This window comes from Streptomyces sp. NPDC097129, from assembly GCF_055668065.1.
In genome coordinates, this window is sequence record NZ_JBVOQE010000014.1 from 14,017 (window position 1) to 27,253 (window position 13,237).

Genomic DNA, 13,237 nt, shown 5'->3' on the forward strand with positions numbered 1-13,237 from the left:
CCACTTCCTTCAGGGCGTGGCGTACAAGCTGGGCAGCGGCGCCGTGACGCTGCTGGCCCTGTGGTGGGAGACGCGACACTGACCGCGTCACGGGCCCGTAGCTTGCCGCGGGCCCGCGCTGCGGGCCCCAGCCCGACCACCGCGCCGCCGTGCCCACCAGGACAGCCTCGGCGCGGTGGCGGTGTGGACGGCCTGGCCGAACGCCTCCAGGGCGGCCTCCAGGCGCGCGGTTTCCTCCACGTCGGACAAGGCGTTCAGCAGCTGCTCAGTGGCGGTTATGACGGCCGGGTCGGAGCAGCGCATGAGCGGGGCGGCGGCGGTAGCGGCCCGAGTGAGCGGCTCCCGCACGGCGGCCACGGTCTGCTTGCTCGTCACCCGCTCCCGGCTCCGCAGCTCGGCCGCGCGTCCGAAGCCCACGAGCCCGCTCTGCACGTCTGTTCCGCTGGCGATCCGGGCGCCGGCGGCACCACCGGCGAAGGCGAGCTCGGTCAGCAGGAACGTCCGTCCGCGCTCGGCCGGTCCATCCCACAGCAGCCGTTTGGCAGTGGCCGCGCCTCGCAGCTCCATCACCGCCACTGTCATCGCATCCGCCTGCACCCGCAGGGCCCCGATCTCGGCCTGCTGCTCCTGGCGGTTGCGGGCGCGGCCGGTCAGCCACGACGCCAGAACGGTGATGGCCGCCCCGGAGACGAGCGTGCTGACCAGCTCGATCAACTTGTCCATGCCCGAGGCTGGCCGTACACCCAGCTCGGCGTCTGGGCCGTTGCGCACCTGACGCAAAACACCCCACGTTCCCGTTGCCGATCAGCAGCGGGGCGCGCCTGGATGCACGGAGGCCCTCCCTGCACTGCTGCGCCGGTGCGAGGCCTCGCACGCGTATCCGCGGGGCAGAGGGACAGTCATGCCGGGCCCGGAGGTCAGCCGCCCTCTTGCAGGAGCGCGGAAAACATAACGGGGGGATGTTCATGCACGCGGTGCCGTACTCAACCGCTGCCGGGCAGTGTCACGGGTACAGCCCGGCTCGCCTGCCGCACGCCTGGGTGGTCACCCGCACCACCGCACGCCACTCAGGAGAGTGACGAGGGATCGGTTCTGCAAGGCCCGCGACTGTCTGTGTCACTTGCACTTCACGAGATGCCCACGGGTTGCCGAACCTGGTGTGACGTGCACCACGGCATCTGACAAGTCTTGGACCGCGCCATGTCGACTGGCGGGCTCTGACCCGCCACCTCGGCCGCCGCGAGCACATGAGTGACACCGTCCAGGCCGTCGCTGGCCTGCTGTCCCACCAGCAGACCGCAGACCTGACGTCGGCGGCGGCAGATGTGAACACCGAGCCCGCCGCCATCCTTCGACGTCTCCCTGCCAAGCATGCACGAGCTCGTTAGGTGACGGTCTGGCGGCGGCTGCGGGCTCACTCACGCGTGCTCCGCTTACGGGAACCGATGTTCGTCGACGGTGAAGTCGTTTCCAACCGCCATACGGTGAACTGCGGTTCCTACTCGCCTACTCACGTTGTCAAGTACGGTCAGCGCCCAATCGTTGCGCTGCACCAGACAGCGTCGGATCTAGTAATCGATGATCTCCAGCTGTTCGCGCACTCTCGTCGATCGGGCGCAGCGCGGCGTGCTTGATGTCGCTCGTGGCCCATTGCAGGGTGGCAAGCATGGTGTGGGTCGTTGTCAGGATGACCCCCGCACCAGTAGTGGGGATACCTAGATGAGTGAGGTCGGCCAGTTGTGCCCGCAGCTGCTCGGAGTGACGAGCAGCCTCCGTCTCGAAAGCGGCAAGATCAAGTCTTTCGTGTAGCAGGTCGTCGTATGCGCGCCGCAGGAGATCGATCCAAACGTCGATGGTCGTGCGGGCGCGAACATAGCGGTCAAGGTGCATGCTGGCTTGCTCTTCAGCCCGAATGCTCTGCTCACCGTGCTGTCGACGCCGCTCCACCTGAAGGGGACCAAAGTAGGCCGCCCCGGCGCCGGCCAAAGCTCCCACTAAACCACTCATTACGCCACCACGGCCGCATCCATGAGTCTCCCCACACTTGGACTGCCACGTCGCTCCATCTTCCCCGGCACGGCATCAGGCGAGAAGCCTGACCGTCGGAACTCGACCAGAGTCCCCAGGCAAGAGCTGTGCCCCCGGAGACCTGTACGTCACCGTGTACGTCCACGACTGATTCACCGCGCGGTATTCGGCCAGGTCCGATGGCTTTGTGCCATTCATCGGCAACCCGTCTCCAACATCACTGAGGCGCCGCTACACAAGAAGAATGGGGCGGCGTTCTGCCGTTCCCGCGCACTGGTGGCCTGTCGGTGGGGGAGGTCTGGACCGTTGCTGACCATCAACGTGGCGGTGCTGCTCGCAGTCGTCGTCGTCTGGCGACTGCGGCGGCGTACCGAGGCCCGCAGCCGCTTCGACGAGAAGCTGACCGTCGTCATCGTCCTGGCGCTGGGCGTCCTGATCGCCCCCACACCGGCGGGCCAGGGGATCTTGAATATCCTGGGGCAGCTCGCGAGCGGCGTCACCCAGGCCAGCCGATGAGTCCCAGCACAGACACGGGACGGACAGCGCCCGCCAGGGCGCAATGCGGATCACGAGTCCGGGAAGCGGGGGAGTGATGGCCGCACGTCGACGGCGCCGGCGCTTGAAGAAGCGGACCCGCAGGCAACTGCAGGGCTGGGGTGCGGTGACAGCGCTGGCCGCCACGGTGTGGGTCGCCGGGCACTGGTCGATGGTGTGGCCCATCCTGGTGGCCGTACTGGCCGCGGCCATGCTGGGCGGAGCCGGCTGGGCGCTGCTGCGCGCGCACCGTCAAGCGGTCGGCCAGGACCGCGCGTGGCGGGCACAAGAGGAGGCGCGGGCGCGCGAGTTGTCCATGGCCGAGGTCGACGCCTTGTCGTGGCAGGAATTCGAGACGTACATCGCGGAACTGTGCCGGCGGGACGGCTGCACGAAGGTCGTCGTCAGCGGAAAGAGCGGTGACCTGGGCGCGGATGTCGTCGGCTACCTGGCCGATGGCCGCAAGCTGGTCATACAGTGCAAGAAGTACGCGCCGTATCAGAGCGTGTCCTCGCAGGACATGCAGAAATTCGTTGGCACCGCCCGGCTCGAGCACGGCGCGGATGTCGCCTTGTTCGTCACCACCTGCCGCACGTTCACGAAGGCCGCGCTGGGCTTGGCGCTGCGCCAGGACATCGTGGCCCTACACCGCGACCTACTGGGCTCCTGGGTCAAAGGCGCTCACCTTGAGACGCTGATCCCGCTGAATGGCAGTGGCGGCGGTACCAAGCGGCGTCCTTCTGCCGGACTGCGGCGTGGGCAACGGTAGCGATGTGCAGGGTTCAGGCCGCCCGGCAGCCGGGCCCTGGCACCACCGATGCCAGCAAGGAGCCCGTGACCACCATCAAGCCTCTCGGTGTCGACCGCTCCGCCCTCTACCGCACCCTCGCCGCATACGACGAAGCCATCGCCATCGACCGGGAACCAGGGCTTGCTCTTGCCATCGCTTCCATGATCGCCAGGACCGCTGTTGGCGGCTCCGGCGTGGCCCCGGCCGCATGTGCCGATTGCGGAGCTGGCCAAGTACGGCGCTCAGCGCCGCATCTTCACCCGATCGCTGCCGGAGCTGGCGCAAGAAAGCCCGGCTTCGTCACTCGCTCTGCGGTAGCCATCTCTGCGGGTGGGATAGGTCGCAGCGGGTGTGCGCTACTTCGTCTTCGCCGGTGCGCCGGTGCCGTCGTAGACCTGCCCGCTGACGGCATCCACCCGCCAGGTGTCGCCTGAATCCGGCGTTGCAGGGTCAGCGGGCTGTCCCTCTTGTGGCATCCCAACGCCCACGAGCCACTCAGGCCGCCATGCGTGATCCCTTTCCGCTGCCTTGAGGGTGAATGCTTCGACTTGGAGGCTCTTGGGCACCGTTCCGCCGTGGACCTGCGCCCGGAGGGCCATGGCATCGCGTACTGACTTCTCGGCCTGTTCGCGGCTCAGCTTGGGCTGCTCAAGTTCCAGGTGCATCGGGCCGAGTGTGACGTCCACCTGCGAGACGCGCCCATCCCTGTTGACCTGAACGTCGAGCATCCTGGGCATCAGTACCTTGTTAGTGAGGAAGCGCCAGTTGGTTATCCAACCCAGTTGGGCCTTCTCACCCACTGGGTGGGTTCGTTGCACACCCGCGCCCTGCGCCCATGGGTAGTGATCACGCATGTATGCCTGCGCCGTCTCGAAGGCGTCGCGCTCGTTCGCAGCTGCCTTTGCGCCCTCCACAGGAAACGCCATGACGCTGGGACGGTCGCTGTCGTCCAGCAGAATGTTCAGGTGTTTCTTGTCCGGCCAGGACAGGCTGCCGTTAGCGAACGCCTGTGGATGCTGCTTGTCCCGGCTGAGCAGGGTGAACACGACGTTCGTGCAGGAAACCCCCACGCAGGGTTGCTCGTAGACACGGCCGAGCTGGTAACGGTCTCCGAATGCTTCCTTCACCGCCTGCTCGACAGCCTCCCTCTGGCCGGAATTCGCGGACGAGAGCCCGGTTCCATCCACGTGGTTGAACGTCACCATGGGAGCCGCCAGACCTGTACCCACAACGGTGAGCACGGCGGAAGCGATCAACCCTGTTTTGGTTCCCGCTCGCCAGTCGAGCGCCCCATGCGCTGCCAGCACCACGACAGCCACGGTGAGTCCGAGCAGTCCGCCGAGGATGTTCATCTCAGCGTCTGCGCTGTCGCAGATGCGTCCCAGGCCGTTGACCTTGGCCTGAGTGAACTCGATGGCCAGAGGCAACCCGGTGACGCCGGCCAAGGCGGGTAGCAGCTGTCGCGAGGCCAATAGGGCAAAGAGTCCGAGAGGCACAGTCATCGCCAGGTTCCACACACCCTGCGTGGTGTGGAAGGGCTCGGCGAAGTTGTGATTGATGGTGCACTGGCCGGTGGCCGGGCCGGCGTCCATGAAGGTCACTCCAAGGACACCCGTGAGCGTGGCGACGAGTCCGCCCCACCACACCCCGCGAGGTCTGCCAACACGGCGGGTGAGCAACCACGCCGAGGCGCCGAGAACCAGGGCAATCACGGTGCAGGCGGCTAGGTAGACATAGTGGTGCTGGAAGATGGCGGTAAACACGGGCGTCGTCCTTGCCAGATGATCAGAGCGTCTACGTGAGCGCCCGAAGGCCCCGCCTCAAGAGACGGGGCCTTCGAGGTGAGGGTTTCAGCAGTGCGCGCTCGGCGTCTGGAAAGTGCCGCCGCTGTAGTTGAGCAGGCCGACGCTCGACGAGCAGTAGTAGTCGCCCCACTTGTTCCACGACTTCTGCGAAGACCCGCCGGAGCTGATGGAGAAGTACGACGAGTAGACGGTGCTGCTACCCATGCTGTAGCCGAGACGGACGCTGACCGTCGAGCCGCCGGACTTCTCGTAGCGGGTGTAGATGTTGGTGCTCGTGTTGGCGGAGTCGAGCCTCTTCCAGTGGAAGAGGTAGCCGTTGGACAGCTTGGTGCAGCGGTCCATGGGCTGCTGGTTCGCCATATAGCCGGAAGTGTCACAGTACGTGGCGGCGGAAGCAGCGGGTGCGCCGAACATCATCGTGCCAGCAGCGATGGCGCCGGTGAGGGCGACGGCCTTGAGCTTGTTGAGCATCAATCTCCCCTTCTTGTGCAGAACATGCCAAAGCCCCTTCCGGTTGGTCCCACTGGAAGGTCGTGACGATCCCATCACGCAGCGGTGACAGAGTGAAGATCCTTTGAGGTTTCTCTGAGCTACTTCTGATGTTCCTCCGAAGGCTCTATGACGTTCCTCTGAGACGTGACGCTGCTGTTGTGGCGCCGACGGGATGGAACCTGGTGTCTCCATTGGTCATGCAGTGATCTCTAGCCATCACATGTGGGCGAGGACGGCTGTGCGCGCCGGGCGCGACAGCCGCGGCCTCAGGTGCGGGACTGCGCCACACAATGGTGTCCGGCTCCGGCTCGTCCGGTCGCTGACGCTTCTCGGCGCACTACTCGTGCCATCCATGTGTGAGTAAATACTGCGGTCATGAGTACCCGCCACCTTCTGCTGGGGCTGCTCGCTTCCGGGCCGAGCCATGGCTATGACCTCAAGCGACGCCACGACGAGCGCTTCCCGCAGGCCCGACCCCTCGCCTACGGACAGGTTTACACGACCCTGCAACGCCTGGTCCGCGACGGACGCGCGGCCGTGGAGGGCACCGACTCCGACGGCGGCCCCGAGCGCACAACGTACCGGGCGACTCCGGACGGCGAGGCCGAGCTGGCCCGCTGGGCGGCCGAGGTCGCGCCGCCGGCGCCGTTTGTCACGAACGAGATCTTCGCCAAGGTGATCGTGGCGATCCTGTCCGGCGGCGACCCGGCGGCCTATCTGCGGGCGCAGCGTGCCGCGCACATGGCCAGGATGCGGGACCTGATGGCCGTGAAGAGCGTGCCGGGCGCCGACCTGGCGAACGTGCTCTCGGCGGACTACGCCCTCAACCACCTCGACGCCGACCTGTGCTGGATCACCACTGCCGCGGGAAGGCTCGCCCATCTGATCAGGGAGGTAGACGCGGCCTAGATACGAAGGAAAGGGGTCGGCGGGGCTGGTGGCGGTACGCGGGCCGACTAAAACGGTAGGCAGGACAGCGGCCTGCGGGCGCCGGTCTTGTAGTCGCGGTCGGCCCTCCCGGATCGAGCCGCTCATCTCGGCCAATCCAGTCTATGAGCGGCGGCAGGCCAGCCACCGCCGGCTTCTTGACTTCATAACGATCACTATCGGACATGTTCTCTCTGGCCGCTCCAACGCTCGGAGTAGGTTCCGTCACTGGGGGCGGTAGCGGCGAACGGCCATGCGAACTCAGCTTCCATCAAAAGACTTCCGATTCACCACCTGTACGCCAGGACCCATGGGGCACAAGCAGTCTCGGGGCTTCTGTGCCAGCTCGGCAGCACCTTGAGGCCCCCGCCCGATCACGTGGGGGCGATGCCGACTCCCGGACACCCTTAGTAAAGGGACGTAAGGGGGCTATCCATGACAACCCCACGGGAAAAGCCCTGAGATGCGGATGACCGATATCGACATCCAACGCTTTACCGCATCATGACTTGGAACATACGTTCCTGCGGTCACGGATTCTCCACACAATCCGGACGAGAACGCAATAGCGCGCTGCTTCGCGAGAAAAGGAATGACATGGACATGAAGGTAAAGCGGGCAGGAGTCGTCGCAACGGCCGCCCTGGCTGCGGCTTTCACTCTGGCCCCTCCCGCCGCCGCAGAGGGCAGTTGGACCAGCTCCATAACCAACTGGCTGGGCGGAAACGAGTCCCGCCGCTGGACGGACAACCACACTGACGGGGCGAGCACGACCGTAGGCTTCTCCGGCTGCAACTTCGGTGGGCCGAGCAGCGCCACTCTCGAGCTCGATCACGTCAGAGACCTCCTCCCGGACGTGAGCCACGGCACGCGGAGCAACACCTGCAACACGGTGTCCTGGGGCGAGGTGGGCAAGGCGCAGTTCTACTTCATCTACATCGGCTCCACTAGGCTCAACGTCAACAGCGTCGTCACCCGATACTGACAACGCCTCAGACCGTCGGCGGCCCCCGGCTCTTCCCGGGGGCCGCGCCGCTCATGGAAGTCGACAGAGGGCCAGAATGACCATCCACGTCTCGCGCTGTTGCTTTGGCTACCGGCGCCGGGATCTCGTCCTTGAAGATCTGACGCTCGAACTACCGTCAGGATCTGCCGTGCTTCTGGGACCCAACGGTGCCGGAAAGTCGACGTTGCTGGGACTTCTTGCATCCGCACTCAGGCCTCACGCCGGCAGTGTGAAGCTGGGTGACCTAGACAGCCGCAGGCGGGGCGACCTGAAGGAATATCGACGGCAGGTCGGCTGGCTGCCGCAGCAGGTGACTCCCGTCCCGGGACTGCGTGTGAGAGAACAGGCTGCGTACGCTGGCTGGCTCAAGGGCCTGTCCCGTCGAGACGCCTGGGACAGGTCCTTGGAGGCTATCAAGCAGGTCGGCTTGGGAGAGCTTGCCGAACGCTCCGCCGCTCAACTGTCAGGAGGCCAGCTGCGGCGCCTCGGAATCGCCCAGACTCTCGTGCACTCGGCACGAGTAGTGCTGATGGATGAACCGACCGCCGGCCTCGACCCGACGCAACGGGGCGCGTTCCGCGCCCTCCTGGACAAATTCAGAGACCGGGCGAGCTTCGTGGTCTCCACCCACCAGACGGAAGATCTGGCGGACAGCTACGACTCGGTCATCCTCCTCGATCAGGGTCGCATTCTCTTCCAGGGATCAACCGACTCCTTCCTCGACCTCGCGCCCCGCCAGGTCGTGAAGGAGCGCCGGGCCGAAGCGGCTTACGCGGGCCTGGTCAAGGAGGAGGTGTAAGCATGCCCTGGCGCACCGTGCTGCGTGTGTCCGTTGCTCCTCGCATCGGCCTACTGCTGATCCTGTGGCTGCTCGCCTACCACGGCAACGTCACCGGACTGGTCACTACCGGGTATTGGGAGTCGGTTGCCGCGCAGAGCACATCTCTGCTGGTCTGGACCGCACCGGCCGTGGCGGCCTGCGCTGCCTGGGAGGGACTGCGCATCCGGCAGTCCCGCGCTCTCCAAGGAGCGCCGGCTCGGACCTTCACTGGTGTGTCTCTCGCCGTCCTCACTCCTACGCTCCTCCTCGGAGCACTTGCGGTGGCGCTGAGCCTCGGCCTGCTCCTGCCGCAAGCCGCTGGCAGTCCAGACTGGACCGTTGCCGCGATACTCGCCCTGGAACTGCTGGTCGTCGCCGCGCATACCGCCATCGGCTACGTCATCGGGCTCAACCTGCCTCGACTGCTGGCCGTTCCCGCGGCACTGGTAGGAAGCTTCGTGTGGATGGCCTATCCACCCGCCATGAACATCTTCTGGATCCGACAGCTCAACGGCACAAACCTGGCTGAATGCTGCTCGCTCAACCAAGTAGCGGCACCCCGCAGCATGGTCGCTCCAGCCATCATTGCGATCAGCTTGCTCTTTGCCGCCCGGATGGTGACCGTACGGCAGCGGGGCCTGCGGATCCTGGCTCCGATTGTTCTGCTCGTCGCCGTGGCCGTCTCCGCGTGGATCGTCCATCCCCTCGGATACAGCGCAGCCGAACCCCGTCCCGTCACTTCCCGCACATGCACCGGGACTCAGCCTCGGGTCTGCCTCTGGCCCGAACAGCATGACGCCGCCTCCGACGTCGTCACCTGGGCGACCGACGCACACACCCGCCTTGCTGCACTCGGCGTCACGACCGCTGCCGAGCTGTCACCGACATCATCCACACCGACCTCCAACGACATCCGCGCCCTTGTCGCCTCGAGCGCCCTTCCCCGCGACATCCCGGAATGCGCCAAGCACGGAGAATGGCCAGGAAGCCAGGCTTTCGGACCCCTCAGTGCCTGGCTCACCATCACAGCCGGAGCGGACACCCAAGTTGTCGTGTCACGTTACGCGCCGGCCGAAGCAGAAGTCGCCACCCGCATCCTCCAACGCCCGGCCCGGGCGCAGATGGCCTGGTTCGAACAGAACGCGAAAACCCTCAGTCGGTGCGACCTTCAGCCAATCCTCGACTCCCAGCGCTTTTGAGTCCGCCACCAAGAGCCAACTGACAGGAACACATCCATGGAGTGGTGGCTTCACGTCCGCCGCGTACCCGCGATCTGCGCCGGCCTTGCCGCCTGCCTCGTGCTCGGAGCGGTCGCCGACTCCATCCAGGTCCCCGTTCCGGTTGTGATGGGTGGAGTCTCTTTTTCCCTCCCGCTGCCGTTCTTGCTGCCCCTCGCACCCGTGTGCCTCATCCTGCACGGGCAGTCGCGCGGAGACAGCGCCATCGAAGCGACCGCCGTTCGGCCTGTGAGGCTCTGGGATGGTGCGTTCATGACGGCCTGCAGCGTGTTCATGCTGTCCGGAGGGTGGCTCTTGTCGTCTATGACCGGCCATGTCCTTGCCGTGGGGATGGCCCGCAACTTCCTGGGTTACCTGGGCCTCGCACTACTTCTGTGTACGATCACCACCCCTCGTGCTGCAGCTGCGATCGTGACACTCTTTCCCATCGCCTGTGCGGCCTTCGGCGTCCACCACGGAATCCCCGCCCGCTGGGCATGGCCACTGCACGAGCCCGGGTACCTGCCGGCGCTCATCCAGGCCACGGTCCTGGGCGCAACCGGACTGACGGCTGCCCTACTGCATATCTCAGCCCACCTCCGTGTGAGCCAACTGACGGAGAGATGACCCCGTTGGGCCATCGCGAGCCCCGGACCGTTATGGTCCGGGGCTCCCTCATGAGGTCGTAAGCGGAACGACTCGTCTCCGCGCGCCGGCCGTTGCCGACGGAGGTCGGTGCCACAGCAGTGTGACCCGGGGCTGGTGGGCGGCATGCAAGCCTTCGGCCGACGACGACTCCGGCTCCTGACGGAGCGGCACAAGCGCAAGTTGCGTGCACATCAGGCCGGGATGCTTACCGAGCGTTCGTGGTGCGGAATGCTTTGACCATGCGCAGTACGCCCCAGGCCTGGGGGGCGGGGGCGGCGCGTAGGTGAGCCTTGAGGTGGGCGATGGCGGCCGCACGGCCGGTGGCCGCGGACGGCAGGCGCTGCTCCGCACAGGCAGGACGGCTGCACGAGATACGCACGGCCGCACCGCCCCGGCGGACGGCGTCCAGACGCAGTGTCCAACGGCGTCCCGGCACCCGCTCGTCCAGCTCGCTCACCGCGGCCTGCGTCATACAGGTCTTCCTCCCGTGTCGTGTCTGCGATGCATGCCGCTGCTTCCCGCCATGCCGGGCGTGTGTGCGGGCGGCGAGGCCACGGTATGCGGCGCAAGGGGCGAAGGCTGGTGAACTCGCCCGTCGTGATGCCGCGACGGCGCAAATAGGAGCGGATCACGCGGGAGGAGTACGCGCGATCCGCGCTCACGCTGGCCGGTCTCGTCCTGGGTCTGCCGTTCCCGATCCTGGGCACGCGGATGCCGGCCATGACGGCCTTGAAGTAGAGAGAGTCGTGGCGTTGCCCGGCCGCGACCAGCTCGAACCGCACGCGGCCACCGCGCAGAACACGGCCACGCCGGTCTCGTGATCCCTGAACCTGCCGACCAGCCTCGCCAACCGCAAGCGGCGCGGCTCACGCGGCGGCCGCCCGCCCAGCTTCAACCGCCAGGCGTACAAGCACCGCAACACTGTCGAGCAATGCATCAACCGGCTAAAGCAGTGGCGCGGTATCGCCATGCGCACCGACAAGCTCGCCGTGCACTACCTCGCGGCACTTCAAGTCGCAGCCATCTTCCTCTGGGTCCGAACCTGACGCTCAGGCCGGTCACCTATGCCAGGAGAGCGCCTCAACCGATGCAATGTCACCCGCCGCTAGCAGTCCGAAGAGCCGGAGAACCTCCTCGCGGGAGACATCGCGTATCTCCCCGGGAGCCATGGAGTCCTCGTCCGGGTTCTCCCAGACCAGCAGACCGTCGCCGAAGGCGCTGAGGGACCACCCGCTCTCATGGGTGAGTGAGACATCGGGGTACTCGTCATCGGCCTGTGCCAGACCGTCGAGCACTCGCCATCATCGTCTCCGGATCAGGCTCGCGGACCGTCCCGCCCATGACGTCGTACATGAAGTAGCTCATTGATCAATTACCTCATGCGGAGATCCACGGGACACTGCCTAGTAGTGCTTCGTTAGGTTCTGAGTCTTCTGGTCGGCAGGGGTCGGCCGCAGGTGGTGCAGGTGCCGGTCCAGCACCTCAGCAGGTCCTGAAGCATGTCGAGGACCTGGTAGAGGGTCAGGCCGGCATCTGGGCTTTTGGGTCGAGCCGCCGCAGGGTGAGGAAGGCCTGGGCGGCGGTGACGAGGGTGACGTGGTGGTGCCAGCCGCGCCAGGTGCGGCCCTCGAAGTGGTCCAGGCCCAGGCCGTGTTTGAGCTCGCGGTAGTCGTGCTCGATCCGCCAGCGCATCTTCGCCCACCGCACCAGGTCGGCGATCGGGGTGGTGGCGGGCAGGTTGCTCATCCAGTAGCCCGTCGGCTCAGCTGCTTGTTCGGGCTGCTCGACCAGCAGGGTCCGTAACGGCAGCACCCCGTCCCAGCGGCTGCGTCCCCCGCCTTGTTCCTGGGCGGTGCGGCATGCTTCCTTGCCCGAGGGCCGCACCTGAAGCACGGCGAAGCGCGAGGTCATCGTGCCCTTGCTGCCCTGCCGCCAGGTGACCTCCTCGAACACGGCGGCCTCGGCGACGAGGCCGGGCAGCGAGCGGGGCGCCTGGCGGTATCGGGGCAGGGTCGGCGGTCCCAGTCCGCCATAAGCCGGCTGATACGGCTCGGCGTCGGCAGGCCGCGCGATCTCTTTCGGGTCGACGGCCACGACGTAGGCCCAGCCGCGTTCCTCCAGCGCAAGCCGGAAGGAGACGCTGCGGCCATAGCCGGCATCGGCCACGATCACCGGCACCGCAAGTCCCTGCCCGGCCAACCGGTCCAGCAGCCCCAAAGCCAGATGCGTCTTGGACACATGCCCGACCTCCACAGGTATCCCAGCCCGCTGCCGCCGCCTGTCGTCGTGCGCCCATTCCTCGGGCAGGAACAGCTCCCACTCCAACGGGCACGATGCCGTGTCGGTGGCCGCGTGGACGCTGACTGCGACCTGGCAGTTCGCCCGCTTGCCCAACGCACCGCAGTACTGCCGGGCCACCCCCGCCGACACCGTTCCGCACTTGGGAAACGACACGTCGTCGACCACCCACACCTCAGGGCGGATCACCTCACACAACCGCTCGGCGATCCGCCGCCGCACCGGCAGCGGATCCCACGGCGACTGGTTCACGAACTGCTGCAGGGCCTGCATGTTCCCGTCCGGCAGCCGCTCGGCCATCGGCTGGATCGACTTGCGACGGCCGTCCAGCATCAGACCCCGCAGATAGCACTCGCCCCACCGCCGCTGATCCCGCCGCGGAAACGACCCGAACACATCGGCAACGAACTCCGCTAACTCGCCACGGAGCCGTGCCACCTCCCCCAGCTTCACACCACGAAGATGCCCACCACCAGGCAAGATCACACGACGTAACGAAGCACTACTAGGCGACGCCTGCATCGCCGACGCCGTCGTGGACCTGGGATTCGAGTGGGTGACGACCATCGGATTCACCGCCTGACCCGGGTCGCTCCTCATCGAGGCCTTCCCCCTGACAGCGTGCACCCGTTGCTTCAGATCCAACGCTCGGAACCCCGACGGCCGGAAACCC

13 protein-coding genes and 3 pseudogenes are annotated in these 13,237 nt (G+C 66.4%); 8 read left to right on the top strand and 8 right to left on the bottom strand.

The annotated features are described in order from the left end of the window. Positions 1-87: 87 nt before the first annotated feature. Together AC0B9F_RS32275 and AC0B9F_RS32280 are read right to left on the bottom strand one after the other, a co-directional pair. Complete coding sequence (locus tag AC0B9F_RS32275) at positions 88-723, bottom strand: hypothetical protein (protein ID WP_472008536.1); 636 nt, start codon at positions 721-723, stop codon at positions 88-90. A 795-nt stretch (positions 724-1,518) separates the two neighbouring features. Beyond that, entirely contained in the window at positions 1,519-1,995 is a 477-nt protein-coding gene (locus AC0B9F_RS32280; protein ID WP_472008538.1) for a hypothetical protein, read from the bottom strand. Between the two features lie 339 nt (positions 1,996-2,334). On the opposite strand from AC0B9F_RS32280, the gene AC0B9F_RS32285 reads away from it, so the two are divergent. Both AC0B9F_RS32285 and AC0B9F_RS32290 read left to right on the top strand, forming a co-directional pair. Further along, positions 2,335-2,544, top strand: a complete 210-nt coding sequence (locus AC0B9F_RS32285) for a hypothetical protein (RefSeq protein ID WP_472008540.1) — start codon at positions 2,335-2,337, stop codon at positions 2,542-2,544. Between the two features lie 76 nt (positions 2,545-2,620). Next, positions 2,621-3,331: a restriction endonuclease gene (locus AC0B9F_RS32290; RefSeq protein WP_472008542.1), complete on the top strand. Its 711-nt coding sequence runs from the start codon at positions 2,621-2,623 to the stop codon at positions 3,329-3,331. A gap of 377 nt (positions 3,332-3,708) precedes the next feature. Here the strand turns inward: AC0B9F_RS32290 and AC0B9F_RS32295 are convergent, their stop codons facing one another. Next, on the bottom strand, positions 3,709-5,115 hold the full coding sequence (locus AC0B9F_RS32295; protein ID WP_472008544.1) for a VanZ family protein: 1,407 nt from the start codon (positions 5,113-5,115) through the stop codon (positions 3,709-3,711). Positions 5,116-5,202: 87 nt separating this feature from the next. Further along, a complete protein-coding gene (locus tag AC0B9F_RS32300) occupies positions 5,203-5,628 on the bottom strand; it encodes a hypothetical protein (protein WP_472008546.1) in 426 nt (141 codons plus the stop codon). 396 nt (positions 5,629-6,024) lie between these two features. Here AC0B9F_RS32300 and AC0B9F_RS32305 point away from each other — a divergent pair, with 396 nt between their 5' ends. From AC0B9F_RS32305 to AC0B9F_RS32325, 5 genes are all read left to right on the top strand, one after another. After that, the gene (locus AC0B9F_RS32305) at positions 6,025-6,558 is read left to right on the top strand and encodes a PadR family transcriptional regulator (protein WP_472008547.1); all 534 of its coding nucleotides are present in this window, start codon (positions 6,025-6,027) and stop codon (positions 6,556-6,558) included. A 615-nt stretch (positions 6,559-7,173) separates the two neighbouring features. After that, on the top strand, positions 7,174-7,560 hold the full coding sequence (locus AC0B9F_RS32310) for a hypothetical protein (protein WP_472008549.1): 387 nt from the start codon (positions 7,174-7,176) through the stop codon (positions 7,558-7,560). Positions 7,561-7,636: 76 nt separating this feature from the next. Continuing rightward, positions 7,637-8,380, top strand: coding sequence for an ATP-binding cassette domain-containing protein (locus AC0B9F_RS32315; protein WP_472008551.1), 744 nt, complete (start codon positions 7,637-7,639; stop codon positions 8,378-8,380). A gap of 2 nt (positions 8,381-8,382) precedes the next feature. Continuing rightward, positions 8,383-9,600, top strand: coding sequence for a DUF7224 domain-containing protein (locus AC0B9F_RS32320; RefSeq protein ID WP_472008553.1), 1,218 nt, complete (start codon positions 8,383-8,385; stop codon positions 9,598-9,600). Between the two features lie 36 nt (positions 9,601-9,636). Then, positions 9,637-10,245 (top strand): hypothetical protein, encoded by a 609-nt coding sequence (locus AC0B9F_RS32325; RefSeq protein ID WP_472008555.1) that lies wholly within the window; start codon positions 9,637-9,639, stop codon positions 10,243-10,245. 261 nt (positions 10,246-10,506) lie between these two features. Here AC0B9F_RS32325 and AC0B9F_RS32330 read toward each other — a convergent pair. Together AC0B9F_RS32330 and AC0B9F_RS32335 are read right to left on the bottom strand one after the other, a co-directional pair. After that, positions 10,507-10,738: pseudogene (locus AC0B9F_RS32330) on the bottom strand (hypothetical protein); the annotation flags it as partial. Positions 10,739-10,865: 127 nt separating this feature from the next. Next, positions 10,866-11,036 (bottom strand): annotated as a pseudogene (locus AC0B9F_RS32335) (IS5/IS1182 family transposase); the annotation flags it as partial. 41 nt (positions 11,037-11,077) lie between these two features. On the opposite strand from AC0B9F_RS32335, the pseudogene AC0B9F_RS32340 reads away from it, so the two are divergent. Continuing rightward, positions 11,078-11,312 (top strand): annotated as a pseudogene (locus tag AC0B9F_RS32340) (IS5/IS1182 family transposase); the annotation flags it as partial. A gap of 12 nt (positions 11,313-11,324) precedes the next feature. Here the strand turns inward: AC0B9F_RS32340 and AC0B9F_RS32345 are convergent. Together AC0B9F_RS32345 and AC0B9F_RS32350 are read right to left on the bottom strand one after the other, a co-directional pair. Next, on the bottom strand, positions 11,325-11,561 hold the full coding sequence (locus AC0B9F_RS32345; RefSeq protein ID WP_472008557.1) for a hypothetical protein: 237 nt from the start codon (positions 11,559-11,561) through the stop codon (positions 11,325-11,327). 226 nt (positions 11,562-11,787) lie between these two features. Then, on the bottom strand, positions 11,788-13,017 hold the full coding sequence (locus AC0B9F_RS32350) for an IS701 family transposase (protein ID WP_472008559.1): 1,230 nt from the start codon (positions 13,015-13,017) through the stop codon (positions 11,788-11,790). Between the last annotated feature and the right edge of the window lie 220 nt (positions 13,018-13,237).

Coding starts and splice junctions, on each gene's coding strand:
- AC0B9F_RS32275 (WP_472008536.1), bottom strand. CDS start 723: ATGGACAAGTTGATCGAGCTGGTCAGCACGCTCGTCTCCGGGGCGGCC.
- AC0B9F_RS32290 (WP_472008542.1), top strand. CDS start 2,621: ATGGCCGCACGTCGACGGCGCCGGCGCTTGAAGAAGCGGACCCGCAGG.
- AC0B9F_RS32300 (WP_472008546.1), bottom strand. CDS start 5,628: ATGCTCAACAAGCTCAAGGCCGTCGCCCTCACCGGCGCCATCGCTGCT.
- AC0B9F_RS32305 (WP_472008547.1), top strand. CDS start 6,025: ATGAGTACCCGCCACCTTCTGCTGGGGCTGCTCGCTTCCGGGCCGAGC.
- AC0B9F_RS32310 (WP_472008549.1), top strand. CDS start 7,174: ATGGACATGAAGGTAAAGCGGGCAGGAGTCGTCGCAACGGCCGCCCTG.
- AC0B9F_RS32315 (WP_472008551.1), top strand. CDS start 7,637: ATGACCATCCACGTCTCGCGCTGTTGCTTTGGCTACCGGCGCCGGGAT.
- AC0B9F_RS32320 (WP_472008553.1), top strand. CDS start 8,383: ATGCCCTGGCGCACCGTGCTGCGTGTGTCCGTTGCTCCTCGCATCGGC.
- AC0B9F_RS32325 (WP_472008555.1), top strand. CDS start 9,637: ATGGAGTGGTGGCTTCACGTCCGCCGCGTACCCGCGATCTGCGCCGGC.